The organism is Gordonia sp. Z-3 (genome assembly GCF_036233855.1).
GTDB lineage: Bacteria > Actinomycetota > Actinomycetes > Mycobacteriales > Mycobacteriaceae > Gordonia > Gordonia tangerina.
Map to the genome: position 1 here is coordinate 29,167 of NZ_JAZARS010000006.1, position 19,927 is coordinate 49,093.

The 19,927-nt window shown below is 66.7% G+C and carries 16 protein-coding genes; 8 read left to right on the forward strand and 8 right to left on the reverse strand.

Annotation, left to right across the window (positions count from 1 at the left end; translation table 11 throughout):
• Window positions 1-4: 4 nt before the first annotated feature.
• Window positions 5-775: an SDR family NAD(P)-dependent oxidoreductase gene (locus VX037_RS08310; protein WP_235721407.1), complete on the reverse strand. Its 771-nt coding sequence runs from the start codon at window positions 773-775 to the stop codon at window positions 5-7.
• A 202-nt stretch (window positions 776-977) separates the two neighbouring features.
• Between VX037_RS08310 and VX037_RS08315 the strand changes: the two genes are divergently transcribed.
• Window positions 978-2,279, forward strand: a complete 1,302-nt coding sequence (locus VX037_RS08315; protein ID WP_235721408.1) for a PucR family transcriptional regulator — start codon at window positions 978-980, stop codon at window positions 2,277-2,279.
• Here VX037_RS08315 and VX037_RS08320 read toward each other — a convergent pair.
• Window positions 2,264-3,055 (reverse strand): SDR family NAD(P)-dependent oxidoreductase, encoded by a 792-nt coding sequence (locus tag VX037_RS08320; protein ID WP_287014956.1) that lies wholly within the window; start codon window positions 3,053-3,055, stop codon window positions 2,264-2,266. The two genes, VX037_RS08315 and VX037_RS08320, sit on opposite strands and share 16 nt — an antisense overlap.
• 190 nt (window positions 3,056-3,245) lie before the next feature.
• Between VX037_RS08320 and VX037_RS08325 the strand changes: the two genes are divergently transcribed.
• Together VX037_RS08325 and VX037_RS08330 are read left to right on the forward strand one after the other, a co-directional pair.
• Window positions 3,246-4,055: a PIG-L deacetylase family protein gene (locus VX037_RS08325; protein WP_287014957.1), complete on the forward strand. Its 810-nt coding sequence runs from the start codon at window positions 3,246-3,248 to the stop codon at window positions 4,053-4,055.
• Between the two features lie 29 nt (window positions 4,056-4,084).
• The gene (locus VX037_RS08330) at window positions 4,085-4,765 is read left to right on the forward strand and encodes a nitroreductase (RefSeq protein WP_266062984.1); all 681 of its coding nucleotides are present in this window, start codon (window positions 4,085-4,087) and stop codon (window positions 4,763-4,765) included.
• Window positions 4,766-4,778: 13 nt separating this feature from the next.
• Here the strand turns inward: VX037_RS08330 and VX037_RS08335 are convergent, their stop codons facing one another.
• The 3 genes from VX037_RS08335 to VX037_RS08345 all read right to left on the reverse strand — a co-directional run bounded on the left by VX037_RS08335 (window position 4,779) and on the right by VX037_RS08345 (window position 8,104).
• Window positions 4,779-5,201 carry a DUF779 domain-containing protein gene (locus VX037_RS08335; protein ID WP_266062971.1) on the reverse strand — a complete coding sequence of 141 codons (423 nt, stop codon included), beginning with the start codon at window positions 5,199-5,201 and terminating at the stop codon, window positions 4,779-4,781.
• Window positions 5,202-5,240: 39 nt separating this feature from the next.
• On the reverse strand, window positions 5,241-6,764 hold the full coding sequence (exaC, locus tag VX037_RS08340; RefSeq protein ID WP_235721412.1) for an acetaldehyde dehydrogenase ExaC: 1,524 nt from the start codon (window positions 6,762-6,764) through the stop codon (window positions 5,241-5,243).
• A gap of 185 nt (window positions 6,765-6,949) precedes the next feature.
• Window positions 6,950-8,104, reverse strand: a complete 1,155-nt coding sequence (locus VX037_RS08345; protein ID WP_287014958.1) for a MalY/PatB family protein — start codon at window positions 8,102-8,104, stop codon at window positions 6,950-6,952.
• Window positions 8,105-8,174: 70 nt separating this feature from the next.
• On the opposite strand from VX037_RS08345, the gene VX037_RS08350 reads away from it, so the two are divergent.
• Window positions 8,175-8,981 (forward strand): LLM class F420-dependent oxidoreductase, encoded by an 807-nt coding sequence (locus tag VX037_RS08350; protein WP_287014959.1) that lies wholly within the window; start codon window positions 8,175-8,177, stop codon window positions 8,979-8,981.
• 78 nt (window positions 8,982-9,059) lie between these two features.
• A complete protein-coding gene (locus VX037_RS08355; protein ID WP_328713858.1) occupies window positions 9,060-11,078 on the forward strand; it encodes a TPM domain-containing protein in 2,019 nt (672 codons plus the stop codon).
• A 16-nt stretch (window positions 11,079-11,094) separates the two neighbouring features.
• Here VX037_RS08355 and VX037_RS08360 read toward each other — a convergent pair whose 3' ends face one another.
• Window positions 11,095-12,471, reverse strand: coding sequence for an NAD-dependent succinate-semialdehyde dehydrogenase (locus VX037_RS08360; RefSeq protein ID WP_235721416.1), 1,377 nt, complete (start codon window positions 12,469-12,471; stop codon window positions 11,095-11,097).
• Window positions 12,472-12,673: 202 nt separating this feature from the next.
• Between VX037_RS08360 and VX037_RS08365 the strand changes: the two genes are divergently transcribed.
• The gene (locus VX037_RS08365) at window positions 12,674-14,764 is read left to right on the forward strand and encodes a PhoX family protein (protein ID WP_287014960.1); all 2,091 of its coding nucleotides are present in this window, start codon (window positions 12,674-12,676) and stop codon (window positions 14,762-14,764) included.
• A gap of 10 nt (window positions 14,765-14,774) precedes the next feature.
• Here the strand turns inward: VX037_RS08365 and VX037_RS08370 are convergent, their stop codons facing one another.
• Complete coding sequence (locus tag VX037_RS08370; protein ID WP_266062977.1) at window positions 14,775-15,005, reverse strand: PLD nuclease N-terminal domain-containing protein; 231 nt, start codon at window positions 15,003-15,005, stop codon at window positions 14,775-14,777.
• 56 nt (window positions 15,006-15,061) lie between these two features.
• Here VX037_RS08370 and VX037_RS08375 point away from each other — a divergent pair, with 56 nt between their 5' ends.
• Both VX037_RS08375 and VX037_RS08380 read left to right on the forward strand, forming a co-directional pair.
• Window positions 15,062-15,535 (forward strand): MarR family winged helix-turn-helix transcriptional regulator, encoded by a 474-nt coding sequence (locus VX037_RS08375; protein ID WP_235721419.1) that lies wholly within the window; start codon window positions 15,062-15,064, stop codon window positions 15,533-15,535.
• Between the two features lie 13 nt (window positions 15,536-15,548).
• Window positions 15,549-16,826 (forward strand): MFS transporter, encoded by a 1,278-nt coding sequence (locus tag VX037_RS08380; RefSeq protein WP_328713860.1) that lies wholly within the window; start codon window positions 15,549-15,551, stop codon window positions 16,824-16,826.
• On the opposite strand, the gene VX037_RS08385 is transcribed toward VX037_RS08380, so the two are convergent.
• Window positions 16,804-19,746: a hypothetical protein gene (locus tag VX037_RS08385; RefSeq protein ID WP_328713862.1), complete on the reverse strand. Its 2,943-nt coding sequence runs from the start codon at window positions 19,744-19,746 to the stop codon at window positions 16,804-16,806. The two genes, VX037_RS08380 and VX037_RS08385, sit on opposite strands and share 23 nt — an antisense overlap.
• Window positions 19,747-19,927: the final 181 nt, after the last annotated feature.

The following is a 19,927-nucleotide window of genomic DNA, read 5'->3' on the forward strand; positions in this document are numbered from 1 at the left end:
CACCTCAGAACAATCCGGCGTCGAGGCCGCCGTCGAGCACAAGGCCCGATCCGGAGCAGAACGACGACTCGTCACCGGCCAGGAACAGCACAGCCTTGGCGATCTCCTCGACCGTGCCGTACCTACCCTGCTTTTGTTCGATCAGTGCGTCGAAGCCGTGCGCCGGCAGTCCCAGCGCAGTCTCGAAGCCCTGCACCTGATCGGTGACGAGGTGCGTGGCCACGAACCCGGGCAGAACAGCGTTCACGCGTACCCCGAATGCGCGGAGCTCGGTCGCCGCAGTCTTGGTCAAATTGACGACGCCCGCTTTCGCAGCCGCATACGAGGACACCAGCGGGGTGCCGGCCAATGCGGTCACCGAGCCGATGGTGACGATGCTGCCGCCGCCACTGGCGATGATGGCCGGCGCCGCATAGCGGATGGCAAGGAAGACCCCGTCGAAGTTGATCGAGGTGACCTTGCGCCACGCCGCCAGATCCATCTCCACGATGGGCGCCACCGACGCGATGCCGGCGTTCGGGATCATCACCTGCAGGCCACCGTAGGTCGCGACGGTCGACTCGACCAGGCTCTTGACCTGCTCCTCGTCGCGGACATCGCAGGCGATGGCGGTCGCGTTCGTCAGTTGTCCGGCGGCCTCCTTCGCAGCGGCTTCATCGATGTCGGCGACGACGACGCTCGCGCCAGCCGACGACAGCTGACGAGCGATCTCCAGTCCGATTCCGTGCGCTGCGCCGGTGACGATCGCGGTCTGCCCGGTGAGATCGGGTGCCATTGGATTCCTTCGTTCGGGGGTGTTGGATGCGACGAGCGTATGGAGCAGCGCAAGGCGAAAGATTGTGCTCACGACACGAACTTTCCGCGGATCGTTGTGGCAGGGTTCACATCGAGACCAGGCATCAGGTGGCGGCAGCCAGGAGTGACGCAACGGTCTTGGGTTCTGCGAACAAACCAGAATGCGGAGAGAGGACGACCCGATGGGTGGCGAACTGAGCCCGGAGCAGCGACGTCTGGCGGCGTTACGGGTCGCCGAGGTGGCCAAGACCGTGGGAGCCGAACTGCCGAGTCTCGGTCGGGCGCTGCACGCCGAGATCGCCGACTCGATCCCGGAGTTGCGCGGCGACGACGTCATCCTGGAACTGTTACGCGCGAGCACGGAGAGCAATGTGGAGACATTCCTCCACGTCGCCCAGCACGACATCCACGTCGACGATGTGCGCCCACCACCGGCTGCGATCGAGTATGCCCATCGCTTGGCGCAGCGTGCGATCTCGGCGAACGCACTGCTGCGGGCATATCGCATCGGGCAGAACCGGGTGCTCGATTGGGCGGTCGCCGAGGTCGCGGCCACCGAACGCGATCGGGACGTCGCCTTCGCGGCGTCGCAGGCCTTCCGCACCACCACGTTCGCCTACGTCGACCGGATCGCCGAACAAGTCGTCGCGGAGTACGAGGCCGAACGCGAACGCTGGCTCGCCAATCGCAACACCGTCCGGACCGCAATGCTCACCACGATTCTCACCGGCCGCGATCACGACCTCGGAACTGCGGAATCGGCCATCGGCTACCGCCTTCGGCAGCACCACCTAGGCGTCGTCATCTGGACCTCCGACGAGCACGGCGTGCCGAGCGAACTGCGTCGGATGGAGTCGTTGGTTGCGGCCATCGGCGAAGCCGTCGACGCCGACGGTCCCGCGCTGTTCCTGCCTCAGGATCGCAGCCTGGCGTGGGGCTGGATTCCGCTGGGCCGCAGCCGTGACTGTCATCGAATCGACCGTGACGCCGTCACTCGCCTGATCACCGATGCCGGCCCTGGCGTTGGTGTGGCCTTCGGTCGGCCGCACTCGGCGACGGTCGGTTTCCGTAGGACTCACCAGGAAGCACAGCGCGCGCACGTCGTCGCATCGATTGCCGGTGACCTCCTGGTCACCGACTTCGATGACGCCGGGGTTCAGCTGTGTTCGCTCCTGGCCCGCGACCTCGAAGCCACCAGAGACCTCGTCGCATCGACACTCGGTGGCCTGGCCGCCGACGATGAGAACACGGCCCTGATGCGGGCAACGCTGTTGGCGTTCCTGAAGGCCGGCAGTAGCTACGTCGCCGCGGCCGAGGTGATCCACTTACACAAGAACACGGTGAAGTACCGCGTGGACAAGGCGATCGACGCACGTGGTCGTCCCCTCGACGACGATCGTCTCAACCTGGAGATCGCCCTCACCGCCTGCCACTGGCTGGGCTCAGCGGTGCTCCCCCGGGATCGTCGTCAGGCGCGTGCCTGACGACGATCGCCGAGCTTCCGCATCACCCTCAGCATCGGCAGTCCGATGCTCGGTACGACATCGACGCCACGCACCAGAACGCCGCGCCAACGCGGCAGTACCCGGAAGAGCTGGCGACTGTCGATCAGGGCCATCCCTGCACGCGCAACGGCATCTTCGTCGAGGGGCTTCGGGCCGGAGAACAGCATCGCCGCGCCCGGGTCAGTGGCATGCGAGGTCACCATCTGGGTGCCGACGACGTCCGGACACAGTGCCCGGGCCCGGATGGGCATCCCGGCATGGGCCAGGTCCCCCTGCAGCGACGTGGTGTAAGACAGCACCGCCGCTTTGGTTGCGGCATAGAGGGCCAGGCCCGGTACGGGTGTGAGCGCCGAGATCGAAGCCACATTGAGGATCGCCCCTCCACCGGCGCCCATCTGCGCGACCGCTGCTGCGGAACCCGCCATGACGCCACGCACGTTGACCTCGAGGATGGTCGCGATCTCCTCGTCCGACTGCTTCCAGGCGTCTCCGGCGAAGAGAACTCCGGCATTGTTGACCCACACCTTCAGCGTGCCGCGCGTTGCGGCTTCCTCGGCGATCATGCGGTGCGACGCGATGTCGCGCACATCCTGGGCGAATCCGACCGCTCCGCACCCGATCTCCGCGGCGACACGTTCGGCAGCGTCGCCGTCGATATCGGTCACGACGACCTGATGTCCCACGTCGGCAAGATGTCGGGCGAGGGCACGGCCGATGCCGCGACCGGCTCCGGTGATGACTGCTGTGGTACTCATGCGACGACCGTAGAGCGCGGCGTCACCGATCTGCTCGTGTTCGCGACACAACCTTTCGTCGCGGACTTGGTCGACGCGTCCAGCCGCCGGCGTCGGTGGATGACCACGAGGTACGCGACCCTCACACAATCGATCCGGCCACGGTGACGCCAAAACCTGGCCGGAGGTCACCGCACTGTAGAAACGAGCCATGAGCACAATCGTCTTTGTCCACGCGCATCCCGACGACGAGGGAACCGGCACCGCGGGCAGCATGATCCGCGCATCACGGGAGGGGCACCGTGTGGTGGTCGTCTATTGCACCGACGGGGATCCCGGCGATGTGCCGGACGATCTCGCGCCCGGTGAGACGGTCGTGAGTCGCCGGCGAGGCGAAGCCGAGGCGTCGGCAGCGATCACGGGCACGGCCCGAGTTGCGTGGCTGGGTTACGGCGACTCCGGCATGACCGGATGGGCACAGAACGAAACCGACGGTGTGTTCTCGCGCGCCGACCTCGGCGAAGCGGCCCGTCGTCTGGCCGACATCCTGGACGAGGAGAACGCCGATGTCGTCGTCGGCTACGACTGGCACGGCGGCTATGGCCACCCCGATCACATCATGCTGCACCACACCACCCGCGCCGCAGCGGATCTCGCGGCGAAGACGCCGCGCTACCTGGAGGTCACCATGAACCGCGACCTGATGCGACAATTGTTCACCCTCGCCAAAGAGATGGGCATGGAGGGTTTCGACCCGGATCTGCGCGGTGACGACGGGAATCCGGTCGGCACACCGGAAGCCGAATTGCATTGGGCCGTGGACCTCGGGGACGACGTGATGGCCAAACGTGAGGCCCTCGCCTGTCACGCGAGTCAGAGCGACGTCAAACAACTCCTGGCGATGCCGGTCGAGATGTTCCCGGTCGGCTTCGGCACCGAGCACTACATGGAACCGGGCCGGCCGGCCGGCATGATCCGAGGTTGGTGGCTCGACGAGGCGGAGCATGGAATACTGCCGTGATGGTCGATTCACCCGAGCAGAGATCGACGATGGGTTACGACGAAGTGGTTCTGGGGCGCCGCAGCATCCGTGGGTTCACGCCCGACCCGGTACCCCGGGAGCTGATCGAAGAGATCCTCGAGCTCGCGATGCGGGCCCCGTCATCGATGAACACGCAGCCCTGGAATTTTCATGTGATCACCGGAGAACCGCTCGATCGCATCCGAGCGGGAAACACCGAGCGCAACCTGGCCGGCGTACCCCATTCGCGCGAGTTCCGGACGGGCGCGGAGAAGTTCACCGGCACCCACCGTGAACGCCAGGTCCAGGTTGCGAAGCAGCTGTTCGGCGCGATGGGTATCGCCCGCGACAACACCGAGCTACGCCACGACTGGGTGCTGCGGGGATTCCGTCAGTTCGATGCCCCGGTGTGTGTGATCGTGACCTACGACCGCATTCTCGACGGCAGCGACGACACACCGTTCGATTGCGGTGCGGTCTCCACCGCGCTGGTGAACGCAGCCTGGTCTCGCGGGCTGGGGGCGGTGATCAACAGTCAGGGCATCATGCAGTCGCCCGTCGTGCGAGAACATGCCGGTATCCCCGACGACCAGGTGATCATGAAGAGCATCGCGCTGGGCTGGCCGGATGACACCTTCCCGGCCAATGCCGTGGTGTCCGAGCGCAAGTCGGTCTCCGAAGCCGCCACCTTCGTGGGGTTCGAACCGTAGCCGGCGCCCGCCGTCACGCGCCGACGGCGGCACCCGTCTGAGGCGGGTGGGCCTCGAGCACCTCGTTCTCCTCCGGACTGAAAGCCCTCGAGCGCGAGAGGAATCGAACCCCTTCCGGCGCTTCCAGACTGAACCCGGCACCGCGGCCGTCAACCACGTCGAGGATCAATTGCGTGTGTTTCCACAGTTCGAACTGATCACCGTTGATCCACACCCGCACTGCGGGAAGGGGTTCGGTCAGTTCGATCTCGCCGACGAGGACGTCGCGCTGGCCGACCCGGTATTCACCGACCGGATAACACATCGGGGCCGAGCCGTCACAGCATCCACCCGACTGGTGGATCATGAGACCGCCGTGCAGCTCCGATAGTTTCGTCAAGAGCTGCACGGCGGTGTCTGTGGCGACGACCCGATCAGGAACCTGCTGGTCCGACACGGGTTTTCACCTCTGCTTTCTGTTGTGGTGAGATCCAGATCAGAAGAAGCCCTTGGCATTCTGCGCGTAACCGACCAGCAGGTTCTTGGTCTGCTGGTAGTGCTCGAGCATCATCAGGTGGTTCTCGCGACCGATCCCCGACTGCTTGTAGCCACCGAAGGCGGCGTGGGCCGGGTAGTCGTGATAGGTGTTGGTCCACACACGACCAGCCTGGATCTCGCGGCCAGCACGGTAGGCGGTGGCGCCGTCACGGCTCCACACACCGGCGCCGAGGCCGTAGAGGGTGTCATTGGCGATGTGGATGGCGTCTGCGTAGTCCTTGAACGTCGTCACCGCGAGCACCGGCCCGAAGATCTCCTCCTGGAAGATGCGCATCTTGTTGTGGCCGTCGAACACGGTCGGCTTGATGTAGTAGCCGCCTGACAGGTCGCCACCGAGGTCGGCGGGCTCACCACCGATGAGTACCTTGGCGCCCTCTTCCCTGCCGATGGCGAGGTAGGAGCTGATCTTCTCGAACTGGTCATTGGAGGCCTGCGCGCCCATCATCGTCTCGGTGTCGAGCGGATTGCCCTGCTTGATCTGGCCGACCCGGTCCACAGCCTTCGCGATGAAGTCGTCGTAGATGTTCTCCTGGATGAGTGCACGGCTCGGGCAGGTGCAGACCTCGCCCTGGTTGAGCGCGAACATCGAGAAGCCTTCCAGCGCACGGTCCAGGAAACCGTCGTCGGCGCTCATAACGTCGTCGAAGAAGATATTCGGGCTCTTGCCGCCCAGTTCGAGGGTGACCGGGATCAGATTCTCCGAGGCGTACTGCATGATCAGGCGGCCGGTGGTGGTCTCGCCGGTGAAGGCGATCTTGCGAATGCGGTTGCTCGATGCGAGCGGCTTGCCGGCCTCCACGCCGAAACCGTTGACCACGTTGAGCACACCGGCGGGCAGCAGATCCGCGATCAGGCTCATCAAGTAGAGGATCGATGCGGGGGTCTGCTCGGCCGGCTTGAGCACGATGGCGTTGCCGGCGGCGAGGGCGGGGGCCAACTTCCAGACGGCCATCAGGATGGGGAAGTTCCACGGGATGATCTGTCCGACAACGCCGAGCGGCTCGTGGAAGTGGTAGGCGACGGTGTCCTCGTCGACCTCGGAAATCGAGCCCTCCTGGGCACGTAGCGCGCCGGCGAAGTAGCGGAAGTGGTCGATGGCCAACGGAATGTCGGCGGCCAGGGTCTCCCGGACAGCCTTGCCGTTGTCCCAGGTTTCGGCGACGGCGAGCTTCTCGAGGTTCTCTTCCATCCGATCGGCGATGCGCAGCAGGACCAGCGAGCGCTCGGCGACCGACGCCTTGCCCCACTGCGGCGCAGCCTTGTGCGCGGCGTCCAGTGCCAGGTCGATGTCCTCCGCAGTCGAGCGGGCGACCTCGCAGAACGTCTTGCCGTCCACCGGCGACGGGTTCTCAAAGTACTGTCCCTTGACCGGCGGGGTCCACTGGCCGCCGATCCAGTTGTCGTAGCGGGACTCATAGCTCATCACCGATCCGTCGGTTCCGGGCTTCGCGAAGACGGTCATCTACAGCTCCTCATGTTGTTCCGGTTGAGGTGTCCTGGGGGTTGTCACCCGCCCCACGCAGCGGGGTCGATGTGATCTGGTGCACAGCGTAGGAGCGACCGCGTTGCACCTACGTTGCAGCCACGTACGGAACGTTGCAACGAGCCGAGATACCAGGTCAGGGCGTCAAACGAGGTGTTGTGGGCTCAGCGGACGGCGCGCTGGATCCCCTCCAGACCCGCACGGAGCAGCTCTGGCGAACAACCGACGTTGAGCCGGGCGAAACCGCGGCCCGCCAGACCGAACGCCGGACCGGAGTGCAGGGCCACCCGACCCTTCTCCAGGATCACGGCGGCCGGGTCGTCGCCGAGGTCGGTGGCTCGGAAGTCGAGCCACGCGAGGTACGACGCAGCCGGCCGATGCAGCCTCACCTCGGGCAACTCGGACTCGAGCCAATCGGAGAGCAGCCCGATGTTCGAGACCAGGACCTCGAGTGTCGCGTCGAGCCAGGCGTCGCCCTTCGCGAACCCCGCTGCGGTACCCGCACGGCCGATGATGCTGGTACGCACGCCCACCTCTTCGGGTTGGCGATCGAGCATCGAGCGCATGGTGCCGGAAGCGGCGATCATCAACGCACACTTCGCGCCTGCGATGTTGAAACCCTTGCTCGCCGAATGCGCCGCGACACCCACCTGCCGTGCGGCCTCCCCCGTCGCGAGGAATGGCGTGAACTCGCGGCCGGGGTGGACCAGCGGCGCGTGGATCTCGTCGCTGATCACCACGGCACCGTGTTGCCTCGCGAGATCGGCCAGCGCGACCAAGTCGTCGACCGGATGGATCAGGCCGAGGGGGTTGTGTGGGTGGCACAGCAGAACCGCACGCGCCCCGGCCGCGAGTTCACTCTCGATCCCAGCGAGGTCGAGCGACCAGCTGCGGTTCTCGTCGCATCGCAACGGCACCTCGCACACCTGCCCACCGGCCTCGGGGATGAGTTCGAAGAACGGCGGATAGACCGGCGGCGTGATGATCACCCGGTCACCTGGGGAAATGGCTACCCGCAGCGCCTCCACGATCACCACGCTGACGTCGGTGGTGAGTCGGACGTCAGCGGGTGCGACGTCCCAGCCCCAACGCCGCTGCGCGAACCCGGCGAAGGCATCCCCGACCGCACCCGCGCCGCCCGAGTAGCCCACATCGGAGGCACGGATCTGCTCCACCATGGCGTCGGCGACCACAGGTGCGAGCTCGAAATCCATCTCCGCCACGAACATCGGCAACACATCGGCGGGGTAGGCACACCACTTCACACTGGTGCGCCGACGCAGTTCGGAAAGGTCAGGGGCCTGCGGTCGCATCGTCACCCGTCCTGCTTACCACCGCGGCGCAATTCGGACAGTGACGCGGCATCGATCCTTCGGCAGACTGGTTTTCATGACCTTCACAGCTCGCGATTTCCGTGTCCGCGTCGGTGTTCAGCTGCAGCCCCAGCACGCCCCCGAGTACTCGATGATCCGCGACGCCGTGCGCCGTGCCGAGGACATGGGCGTCGACATCGCCTTCAACTGGGATCACTTCTACCCGCTCTACGGCGATCCCGACGGCGAGCACTTCGAATGCTGGACCATGTTGGGTGCCTGGGCCGAGCAGACCAGCCGGGTGGAAATCGGGGCGCTGGTGACCTGCAACTCCTACCGCAATCCGGAGCTGCTGGCGGATATGGCGCGCACCGTCGACCACATGTCGGACGGGCGTCTCATTCTGGGCATCGGCTCCGGATGGTTCCAGAAGGACTACGACGAGTACGGCTACGAGTTCGGTACCGCAGGCAGCAGGTTGAACGACCTCGGCGAGTCGCTGCCGCGAATCACCGACCGATTGGGCAAGTTGAACCCGAAGCCCACCCGCGACATCCCGGTCCTGATCGGTGGCGGTGGCGAGAAGAAGACGTTGCGCCACGTTGCCGAGTACGCGAACATCTGGCACTACTTCGTCGATGTGCCGACCTACGAACGCAAGTCCGGCATCCTCGACGAGCACTGTGCAACCGTGGGCCGCGATCCCGCCCAGATCGAACACTCCGCCGGCCTGCAGGCCCGGACCGTCGACGATGCGCTGCGTGAGGCCGACGAACTGGTGGCAGCGGGCATCTCGCTGATCACCGTCGGCGCTGGCGGTCCCGACTACGATCTGTCGGTGCTCGAGGCCGTATGCAAGTGGCGCGAGGGCAACAACAGCTGACCGGGGTGAGCCGGCGCTGACACGGCCGGGACATCCGCCACGCCCGCGGCGTCGGACGTGGCGGATAGATTAGGACGCATGCTTGCCTCCGCCACGCTGCTCCGTCGGCTGGGCCTGACCCTCGTCGTCCTCGGTCTCGTCGCACTCGTCGCACCCGGCGTGCTCGCCGGTTCCTCCCACGCCGAACCGCCATCACGACTGCCGACGCAGGTCGTGGACTCGGCCAACGTGCTCACCACCACCCAGCGCACCGAGCTCCAGGCATCGATCGACCAGCTCTACACCGATCACGAAGTGCAACTGTGGGTGGTGTACGTGCGCGACTTCGACGGGGTGGGCCCCGAGCAGTGGGCGACGCAGACCGCGACCATCAGCGATCTCGGTGACCGCGACGTACTGCTCGCCGTCGCCACCGACGACCGCGCCTACTACTTCAACGCGCCCGAATCGGTCGACGGACTCGACCAGGACGCCATCGACGACATCGCGCGCGGCGACATCGTGCCGGCCCTCAAGGACAGTGACTGGGCGGGCGCCGGGCAGGCCGCCGTCGACGGGATCAACTCCGCGATGACACCGTCGAACGCGGGGCTCTACACGGCACTGGCCGTCGGTGGGCTCGCCGTGGTCGGTGGTGGCGGGTTCCTGCTGTATCGGCGTCGCCGCAAGCAGCAACGCATCGAGGCCGGTGTGGAAGCCATGCGGGAACAGGAATTGACCGGCGACCAGCTGGTCGCCCAGCCACTCGATGTGCTCGACCCCTGGTCACGGGAGGTGCTGACCGACACCGACAACGCCATCCGCACCAGCGAGGAAGAGCTGGCCCTGGCCGTCGGCGAGTTCGGGGAGGTGGCGACCGCCCCGTTCACCGAAGCGTTGGCCGAGGCCAAACGCGGACTGGCCGAATCGTTCACGGTGCGTCAACTCCTCGATGACTCGATCCCGGAGACCCCGGACGAGCAGCGGGCGATGCTGGTGCAGATCATCACCACCTGCACCGACGTCGATGCGGCGCTCGATGCCCAGGTGGAGAGCTTCGACGCGATGCGCAATCTGCTGATCAACGCCGATTCCCGGTTGGCCGAACTCACCCAGAAGCTGGTGGCGGTGCGTGCCCGCATGGAGCAGTCGCAGAGCAAACTGGACGCCTTGATCGGCAGGCATGGCGAGACGGTGCTGGTGTCGATCGCCGACAACGTCGATCTGGCGCGCGAGGAGATCGAGTTCGCCGAGCACAGCGCCGACCAGGGACGGGAGGCGGCCTCCGCGCCGGCCGGCGAGCAAGGGCCCGCCGTGGCCGCGATCCGCTCGGCCGAAGGTGCGTTGGAACAGGCCAACCGGTTGCTGGATGCGATCGACAACGCCGAGGCCAACATCGCCGCCGCGCACACCCGGATGCCCGCTCTGATCGACGAAGTCGACGGGGAGCTGGCCGAGGCGGCGGAGCTGACCGGCGACGGCGGGCCCGCGCTGGCCACCGCGGTGCAGAAAGCAACCGCCGCGTTGTCGGCGGCACGGGCGGAATTCCACGACGACCCGCTCGGTACGTTCACCGCACTCGTCGACGCCGACGCCGACCTCGACGACGCGCTCGACGACGCCCGCGCATCCTCGGCGGAGCGCCGGCGCCGGGCCGAACTGCTGAACTCGGCGGTGACGGCCGCGCAGGCCAAGGTATCGGCCGCCAACGACTTCATCTCGACGCGGCGCGGCGCCATCCAGTCGATCGCGCGCACCCGGCTCGCCGAGGCGCAGCGGCTGCTCGCCGAGGCCACCGCCGCGGGGGTCGCCGACGCCGCGCAGGCCGCCCAGAGTGCCCGACGCGCAGGCTATCTCGCCGATCAGGCGTTGATGGCCGCGCAGGGTGACGTGGTGCAGTGGCAGCAGAACCAAACCCCGCACCCGACGGGGCCTTCCGTCGGCGGTGCCGTGCTCGGCGGCATCCTCGTCGACAGCTTCCTGCGCGGCACCATGGGCGGCGGTGGCCGCGGCTGGGGCGGTGGTTTCGGCGGTGGCTACGGCAGCGGCGGCCGCAGCCCCGGATCCTTCGGCGGCTCGGGCAGTTCCGGAAGGATCGGGGTCGGCGGCCGCTTCTGAGTTGCCTCGGGCGTTGCTACTTGCTCGAGGTCCGACGTAGGCGGGTGTTGACGAACTCGCCCATGCCCCAACGGCCGAGTTCGCGTCCGTAGCCGGAGCGCTTCACCCCGCCGAACGGCAGACCTGGCAGCGTGGTGCCGTGTTCGTTGATGTAGGCCATCCCGACCTCGAGCCGATCGGCTACCTGCTGCGCCTTGCCGAGGTCGGTGCTCCACACCGATCCACTGAGCCCGAAACCGACATCGTTGGCGAGTTCCACCGCCTCATCGATCGACGAAACCCGGTACACCATGCCGACCGGACCGAAGATCTCCTCGGCGTAGGCGTCCATCTCGCTGGTGATCCCGGTGAGCACCGTCGGCGCGTAGAAGGCACCATCGCGGTCGAGCTTCTTCCCGCCGGTGTGCAACGTGGCGCCCTGCTTCACGGCGGTGTCGACCTGCTCGGCCACGCCGTCACGTGCCGAGATCGACGACAGCGGTCCCATGTCTGTGTCCGGGTCGGCAGGGTCACCGACGGTGACCGCTTCGAATTGGCCGACCAGCCCCTCCACGAACTCCTCGTAGAGCTCGTCGAGCACGATGAAACGCTTGGGCGAGTTGCAGGCCTGACCGGCATTGGACAGCCGTGCCTGCGCGGCGATCGTGGTCGTCCGCGCCATGTCTGCGGTGTCGAGGAGGATGAACGGGTCTGAGCCGCCGAGTTCGAGCACCGACTTCTTGAGGTGTTCGGCAGCGGTCTGAGCCACCGATGCGCCCGCCTTCTCACTGCCGGTCAATGACACACCCTGCACAACGGGGTCGGCGATGAGGTCCGCGACCTGACTGCTGGAGGCGAAGACGTTGATGTACACGTCGTCGGGCGCGCCCGCCTCGTGCAGGATCTCGGCCATCAGCTGCGCCGAGGCGGCACAGATCGAGGCGTGCTTGAGGATGATCGAGTTGCCGACCATGAGATTCGGTGCGACGAAACGGACCACCTGGTAGTAGGGGTAATTCCACGGCATCACCCCGACCAGTGGACCGACCGGTCGACGCTGCACGATCGACTCGTCGGCACCCTGGGGATCGAGTGTCTCCGTCTCGAGCAAATCGGGTCCGTGTTCGGCATACCACCGGTAGATGTCTGCGGCCAGCTGCACCTCACCGTCGGCCTGCGCCTTGGGTTTACCCATCTCCGTGGTGATCGCCGCCGACAATTCGTCGGCCCGCTTCTCGTAAATCTCTGCAGTCCTAGCCAGCACCTCGGCCCGCTTGGGCACGGGTGTGTCGCGCCACTGGCGGAATCCGGCGTCGGCGCGTTGCGCCACGGCGCGCACGTCATCATCGGACAGGCCGGGGAACTCCCGCTCGGTCACTCCGGTCGTCGGGTTCGCGGTCACATACGTGCTCATCTACTCCGTCCTTCCTGTCGGATGCAGACCGGGTACCCGCGCCACGGCGGCACCCAAACACTCCGATGCGAACATTCCGATGCGCACGTGGTGTTCGCCCTGGGTTCACGGACACCTTTCCGACGGTTCTCTTTACCTCCCTAACGTCCTCACAGTTCTCGATCCAGCCCACTTGTAGAGAGCGACCCGGAGGGAAGTTTCCGTGCGTATCCCGTTGCAGCTGTTCACCTCGACCGACCGGCCCGGCCGGTCGAAACGTGCCCACGTGACCTGCCAGTACAAGTGCGGCGAGGCATGCTGGCACGATCCGGGCAATACCAGCGACAACGAATACTTTCGGGATATCCTGCGGGCGAGTGCTTCTCGACGTACCGTGCTGCGCTCGTCGGCCGGCGCCGCGGTCGCGATCGGCGCAACGTCGCTACTCGCGGCCTGTGGCGCCGACGACACCTCCGACTCCGCAGTGGCGAGCTCGTCGGCGGTCGGCGACACTCCCCCGCCCGGGATGAACTTCGCCACCGTGGCACCCAACACCGAGGATGCCGTCGTCATCCCCGAGGGATACCGGCAGGAGGTGGTCATCGCATGGGGCGATCCGGTGCTCCCGGGTGCGCCGGCCTTCGACTTCAGCCGCCAGACACCCGAGGCCCAGGCGATGCAGTTCGGCTACAACAACGACTTCGCGGGCCTGATCCCGGTCGACGGTGTGTCGGGCCACTACTACCTGGTGTGCAACCAGGAGTACACCACCGAAGAGTTCATGTTCACCGGCTACCAGAGCGGCGAACCCACCGAGGAGCAGGCCCGGATCTCGATGGCCGCCCACGGCATCACCGTCGTGGAGGTGTCCACCGAGACGGGCACGGGAGCGGTGACCACCATCGTCGGCCCGCGCAACCGCCGAATCACGGCGACGACGCCGATGCGGCTGACCGGCCCCGCCGCCGGCACCGATTTCGTCAAGACCTCGGCCGACCCGACCGGCGAGACGGTGCTCGGCACCTTCGCCAACTGTGCCGGCGGGATCACCCCGTGGGGCACCATGCTGTCGGGTGAGGAGAACTTCGACGGCTACTTCAGCAACGCGAGCGCGGTGACCGACGCGACCGCCGCCGAGCGGCTCGAACGCTACTCGTTTGACGACGACTCCGACTACCACCAGTGGGGTCGGTTCGACCCCCGCTTCGATCTCGCGCAGGAACCGAACGAGGCCAACCGGTTCGGCTACGTCGTGGAGGTGGATCCGCACGATCCGAACTCCACCCCGATCAAGCACTCCGCGCTCGGCCGGCTCAAACACGAGGGTGCCACGATCCACGTGGTGTCGTCGGGTCCCGACGAGGGCACCGTGGTGGCCTACACCGGCGACGACGAGCGATTCGAGTACATCTACAAGTTTGTGTCGAGCCGCAAGATGAAGACCGGGGTGTCGGCGACCGCGCGCGCCCACAACATAGGCATCCTCGACGAAGGCACTCTCTACGTCGCGTCGTTCACCGGCGACAACCCCGACGCCGTCGATGGCAGCGGCGAACTACCCGAGGGCGAGTCCTTCGCGGGCACCGGCACCTGGCATCCGCTACTGACGGTCAACGCCGACGGTTCGGCCCGCTCCCATGTCGACGGGATGACCCCGGAGGAGGTGGCGGTGTTCACCCGGCTGGCCGCCGATCAGGCCGGGGCCACCAAGATGGACCGACCCGAGGACATCGAGGCCAACCCGCGCACCGGAAAGGTGTACTGCGCGTTGACCAACAATGACGAACGCGGCACCGACGGCGAAGCGCCGGCCGATGAGGCGAACCCGCGCAACGAGAACAAGAACGGTCAGGTCATCGAGATCACCGACAACCACACCGGCACCGATCTCACCTGGGATCTGCTGCTCGTCTGCGGCGACCCGGCCGCCGCCGACACCTACTACGGCGGCTACGACAAGACCAAGGTCAGCGCGATCTCCTGCCCCGACAACGTGGCCTTCGACCCGCACGGCAACCTGTGGATCTCTACCGACGGCAACGCACTCGACAGCAACGACGGCTTGTTCGCCATCGCCCTCGACGGTGCGCAGCGCGGACAGACCAAGCAGTTCCTCACCGTCCCGGAAGGAGCCGAGACATGTGGTCCGATCATCGGCAGCGACCGGGTGATGGTGTGCGTGCAGCATCCGGGTGAGCTCGACGACCACTCCGCCGACAACCCGGCATCACACTGGCCCGACGGCGGCGACACCCAACCGCGGCCCGCAGTGGTCGCCGTGTGGCGTGACGGCGGCACACCCATCGGCGTCTGAACAGGAGCACTCAGCTCTGCGACTTGCGCCCCACCACGAAGTAGGCGATCGGCCCGAAGTAGTTGAGAAAGCTCAACGCCACCCAGAGTGGCTTCGGGCCCTTCACCTGCTCGGCCGGTCGCCGCTTCAGGTCGCGCAGGGCCGCACCCTGCAGCGCGAACTGGACGATGGCGCCGACGATGATCAGCGCTCGTGACTCCGGCGGGAGTTGGGAGAATCGCTTCTTCTTCGCGCTTGTCATGGATCTCACAATAGTGTGTGCTTTTATTTCGTAAACCTAAGTATTAGCCTGGTCGTGTGTCTGATGACGAGACGTTCCAATTGGCATCGGCCCTGCGGCCGACGGTGACCCGGCTCTACCTGACCCTGCGGCGACGCACACCCATCGCCGAGTACTCGGCCGCGCAGGCATCCGCTCTGGCGGTGCTGCTCGACCACGGGCCGATGCGAATGGGCGAACTCGCCGAGCGCGAATCGATCCGGATGCCCACCGCGACAGCGCTGATCGACGGGCTCACCAAGAACGGTCTGGTCGAACGAACCCCCGACCCGGCAGACCGCCGCGCCGTTCTGGTCGGGCTCACCGACCACGGACGAGATCTGCTCGACCGGGTCCGCGGCCGCCGCGACAGCATCCTGACCGCGGCCCTCGCCGAACTCAGCGACGACGACCGCGCCGCACTCACCGCCGCCGCACCCGCCCTCGAGGCGTTGCGTCATCAGCTCGAGTCGCTCCCGAATCCGGAAGCGGCCGACATCACCGCCGAATGATCCCGAGGTAACCATGACCGTCACCGAGAACCGGCCCGTCCCCCAGCCGGCCGAACACCACGAACCATCACTGCTGGAGACCTTCCGCCAACAGCCGCGCACAGTCTGGGTGACCGCATTCGCCGCGGTCATCGCCTTCATGGGCATCGGCCTTGTCGACCCCATCCTCAACAGCATTGCCGAAGCGTTGAATGCGCCACCGGAGAAGCTGACCCTGCTGTTCGGCGTCTACGTCGGTATCCAATGTGTCGCGATGTTGCTGACCGGGTGGGCTGCTTACCGATTCGGCCCCAAACGCACCCTCACCGTCGGTCTCACGTTGATCGTGATCGCCGCCGGGATCTCATCGTTTGCGAGCGGGATCGATCAACTCATCGCCTACCGGGTGCTCTGGGGACTGGGCAATGCGCTGTTCATCGCGACCGCGCTCGCCTTCATCGTGTCCGCGGCCAAGGGGAGCCAGCACGGCGCGATCATGCTGTACGAAGCCGCGCTCGGCGTCGGCCTGGCCGTCGGTCCGCTGTTGGGAGCCGTTCTCGGCGAAGGGAGTTGGCGCGCACCCTTCGCCGGCACCGCGCTGCTGATGCTGGCCGGCGCGATCCTGTGCGCGGTCATGTTGCCATCGGATGGCCCGCGCACCACGCGCACGCCGGTCCGGATCGTCGACCCGCTGAAGGCGCTGCGCAACCGCACGCTGCTGATCACCTCGATCGGGTCCGCGTTCTACACCGGTGCACTGTTCACCGTAATCGCATGGGCGCCGATCGCGATGGGGCTGCGACCGATCTACGCCGGCCTGATCTTCTTCGGTTGGGGCCTGCTGACCGCGCTGGCCGGCGTGTTCATCGCGCCGTGGCTGGCCGAACGGATCGGCCAGAAGGGCGGTGTCATCAGCGCGATCTCGGTGTATGCCATCGTGATGGCGCTCGCCGCCATCGGCGTGCTCACCGACCAGGTGGCGCTGATCGGGACCGCGGTCATCCTGTCCGGCCTTCCCTCGGGTGTGTTGAACACCCTGTTCACTGGTGTCGCGATGTCCTCGGGTGAGGGTTCCACCCCGCGGTCGGTGTCCAGCGCCGGCTACAGCTTCCTGCGGTGGATGGGCGCGGCCGTCTCCGCTGTGCTGGTGGCCCACCTTGCCGACTGGTTCGGCTCGGTGTCCGCGCCGTTCTGGTTTGCCGCACTCTACTGTGTGATCGCCGTGGCCGCCGTCGCGTTCGTCCGTACGCAGGCTGCCGCCGACCACGAGGTCGACGACACCGCGGCACTTATCGGCGCCGAAGAGTACTGACCGGCGGGGCGCCTGCGCTGCCCACCACGCGTAGCGCCTCTGCGCCGATGAGGCGCCCCAGTTGGGTGTAGGCGGCGAACTGTCCCTCGTCGAACCACTGATCCGACGTGCTGTCATGCGGGAAGATCGAATGGGTGTTGGCATACGTCATCAACCAGTCCGGGCAGTTCTGCCAGAGGACCGCCTTCGCCAGGATCAGCCGACCGGTCCGTGACACACCGTCCTTCGGCGGATAGGTGAAGGTCGCGGTGACCACGCACTGACTCGTGATGCGCGCGTTCAGTGCGGCGAAGTCGTCGTCGGGGTCGAAGGCTGTACCGGTCCCGGGAGCGAGGTGCTCCGCGGTGTGGTCGTCTCCGCCGCCCTGTTCTGGAAAGCTGAACGTGACGCCGAGTTCGGCGCGGGCCAAGCGGATCGCGTCGGCCAGGGTGCTCAGATTGGGCGGGGTGTCGCCGCTGGCGTCGATGCACACGATGGTGGTGCAGCGGCGCCGCAACGCCTCGACGAGGCCCAGGTTCTCGTAGTGTCCGCCATCGGAGATCTGGAGGAGTCGTCCGCGGGCGGAGTTGAGGCCCAGTACCTCTCGATACAGGTAGCCTGCGCCCCGGTAGCGCGGCAGCCCGTGTGGCCAGGACCAGTTGTTCTGCTGGTGCGTCGACGCGGCCAGGAAGGCCGGGTTCGGCAGCCAGGTCCCCAGGCGTGCACCGGAGATGGCGAACAGTTTCTGATATCCCGAGCCCATCCGGCCCATCGCGGAGGCGAACGCCGCCCCGCTCACCGCGACCGCGGCCTGCACGGTCAGGTCCCGACGGATGCGCGGTGGGGCCAACTGCTTCAGGATTCGGGTGGACGCCCAGCCGACGTCCGGGCCGCCCACCCAATCGGTTCCGAAGCTGAACGGCACCGCGTTGAGCCCCGCGGCCGGCTTCTCCTGACCTGAGATCGTGGCCGCGGCAGCGAACACGAAGTGCGGTGTGGCGTCGGGGCTGTCGAAGTCCGCGAGTTCGGTGGATTCGCTACTCGGATACGCCTCGGCGGTCATACCCTCGCCGTCGGCGCTGCGGACCCGGCGGACAGCGAACGCACGGGCCAGCCGACGCCGATAAAACGGCTGCAGACTCGACGAGGTCACGTCGTAGAGCGACAGTGTGATCGCCAGGATGACCGCTATCGACAGGACCCACCACACGCCGCTGTGATCTGCGCCGCCGGCAGAAACATCTTCGCCGGACAGCATGTCGCGGGTCTGCGCTCCTTGATCGACCGGATGGGCGACAAAGGTGTCGAACGTCCACGCTCCGACGCCCCCGAAAGTGGCAAACCACGTCGCGATCACCACCGCCAAAGTCGCCAGCACGAGCAGCAGTTGCACCGCGCCGCGGGGAACTCCCTTGCGCGGCGCGTCCGGCTTGCCCCGGATCCCGGCGACGAGCTTGCCAACGAGTCCCCGGTTGCGCCACAGGATCGCGGCGAGCAGCGCCACATAGTTGAGCAGCGCGACTGCCGACGCGCTCCAGGCGATTCCGGCCGGCGACGACGACAGCACCGAATCGGCCAGCCGCATCAGGCCTGGTGCACCGACCGTCATCACCGCGATGATCGCCACGGCTACCGCGAAACACACGGCGACACCCGACAGTCGCTCCCGCCACCGCTCACCGCGATCACTGACCGACCGCGCCTCGGTGTAGCCGGCGGCGACCAGAAGGGTGAAGCAGATCGCGCCGAGAACGCCCAGCACCCACAGCGTCGCAGCGGAATTGGCGAACAGACTCGCCTGATCCGGATCGGTGGGCGCATCCGCGGTGTTCTCATCCGGTACCGGCACGATCGCAGCCATGGGGATGGTGGCGTAGACGATCCCGGCGAGCACTCCGGCGATGACCGCCGGGGTGAACAGAATTGTGAGTGACAACAACATGTTCTTGGCGATGATGACCAGTGCCGCGATCATCTCGGCGGGACTGTCGGCGATGTAGCTGGCACGGCGCCGGATGTGGTCGTACTCCTCGCTGCCCTCCCCGAACAGGTCGGCGAGACCGACCTGTTGCACGTCGTCCGCGTCGTACCGGGCCTGCATGTCTTTCGGCCACGCCCCGGTCCGCGGCGCGTTGCGGCGCATGGCCTGCAGGAATGCGCCGGCGGTGTAACCGCCACCGGATACCGACACCACGTAGTCGGGCTCGAGGCCGCCGACCTCGCGTCCGGTGAGGCTCTGCATCGCTCCCAACGCGACCGAGGCCGACCGCACCCCGCCACCCGACAAGCAGATCGCGGTCGTGTCTCCCGTGTCGGTGGTAGGGGTCAGATAGGCGCGGTCCCAGCGGGGTTCGTCGGCCCAGCGGTCGGTTCTCGGTGTCGGCGCCCACGCCTGCGCACCGTGTCTGCGCACCCAGCGGCGCGCCACGATGGCCTTCACCAGTCCGACGAGCGACCACAAGGCGATCACCGAGGCAGGGATCAGCAGCGCGAATTTGGCCGTCGCGAACACCGCCGATGCGGCGAGGTTCCCAAGCGTCCAATCGGTGGCCAGCGCCAGGTTTTCGGCGAGGTCGAACAGACCGGCCGCGACGATGCCCACCCCGGCGACCGTGGACACCGTCCGGTAGGGCGCGGTGAAGGCCAGCAGACGTCCCAGCAACGCCAGCCCGCCCAGCGACAGGACGTAACCGAGGATGAGCCCGAGGTCGGGTGCGAGGGTGCCGCGCAGCTCGTCGAGTTGCGCCTGCTCGGTCGGCGGGTACCCGAACTCCCACGGGACGACTCCAGGAGCAGACGAGGGCAGGCAGGTCACCGCCACCAGCAGCAGGCCCAGCACGATGATGATCACCACCGCGATGACCGTGTTGCGGTCGGTGGGCGAGCGTTCGGCGGAGAATCGAATGCGGGCACGGTTCGGGATCACGCTCGGTTCTGTCATCGATGCCTCGATTCCCCGGATGCGCTCGCTCGACCGATGTGATCTGTCTACACCCGTGGGTATGGTTCTGTCACCGGCGTCGACAGTTCAGATGACTCGGCTTCCGCTGTTGAACGGGCGCTGACCTGCCGGAACGTTCTTGTCGGTGGGGTGTCGTAGGTTGGTGTCAGCGAGATCGACG

Bases quoted from the DNA above. Each gene is read 5' to 3' on its own strand.
- VX037_RS08325 (WP_287014957.1), top strand. From the start codon at position 3,246: ATGAGCACAATCGTCTTTGTCCACGCGCATCCCGACGACGAGGGAACC.
- VX037_RS08315 (WP_235721408.1), top strand. From the start codon at position 978: ATGGGTGGCGAACTGAGCCCGGAGCAGCGACGTCTGGCGGCGTTACGG.
- VX037_RS08360 (WP_235721416.1), bottom strand. From the start codon at position 12,471: ATGAGCACGTATGTGACCGCGAACCCGACGACCGGAGTGACCGAGCGG.
- VX037_RS08385 (WP_328713862.1), bottom strand. From the start codon at position 19,746: ATGACAGAACCGAGCGTGATCCCGAACCGTGCCCGCATTCGATTCTCC.
- VX037_RS08320 (WP_287014956.1), bottom strand. From the start codon at position 3,055: ATGAGTACCACAGCAGTCATCACCGGAGCCGGTCGCGGCATCGGCCGT.
- VX037_RS08370 (WP_266062977.1), bottom strand. From the start codon at position 15,005: ATGACAAGCGCGAAGAAGAAGCGATTCTCCCAACTCCCGCCGGAGTCA.
- VX037_RS08310 (WP_235721407.1), bottom strand. From the start codon at position 775: ATGGCACCCGATCTCACCGGGCAGACCGCGATCGTCACCGGCGCAGCG.
- exaC (WP_235721412.1), bottom strand. From the start codon at position 6,764: ATGACCGTCTTCGCGAAGCCCGGAACCGACGGATCGGTGATGAGCTAT.
- VX037_RS08380 (WP_328713860.1), top strand. From the start codon at position 15,549: ATGACCGTCACCGAGAACCGGCCCGTCCCCCAGCCGGCCGAACACCAC.
- VX037_RS08350 (WP_287014959.1), top strand. From the start codon at position 8,175: ATGACCTTCACAGCTCGCGATTTCCGTGTCCGCGTCGGTGTTCAGCTG.
- VX037_RS08330 (WP_266062984.1), top strand. From the start codon at position 4,085: ATGGGTTACGACGAAGTGGTTCTGGGGCGCCGCAGCATCCGTGGGTTC.
- VX037_RS08355 (WP_328713858.1), top strand. From the start codon at position 9,060: ATGCTTGCCTCCGCCACGCTGCTCCGTCGGCTGGGCCTGACCCTCGTC.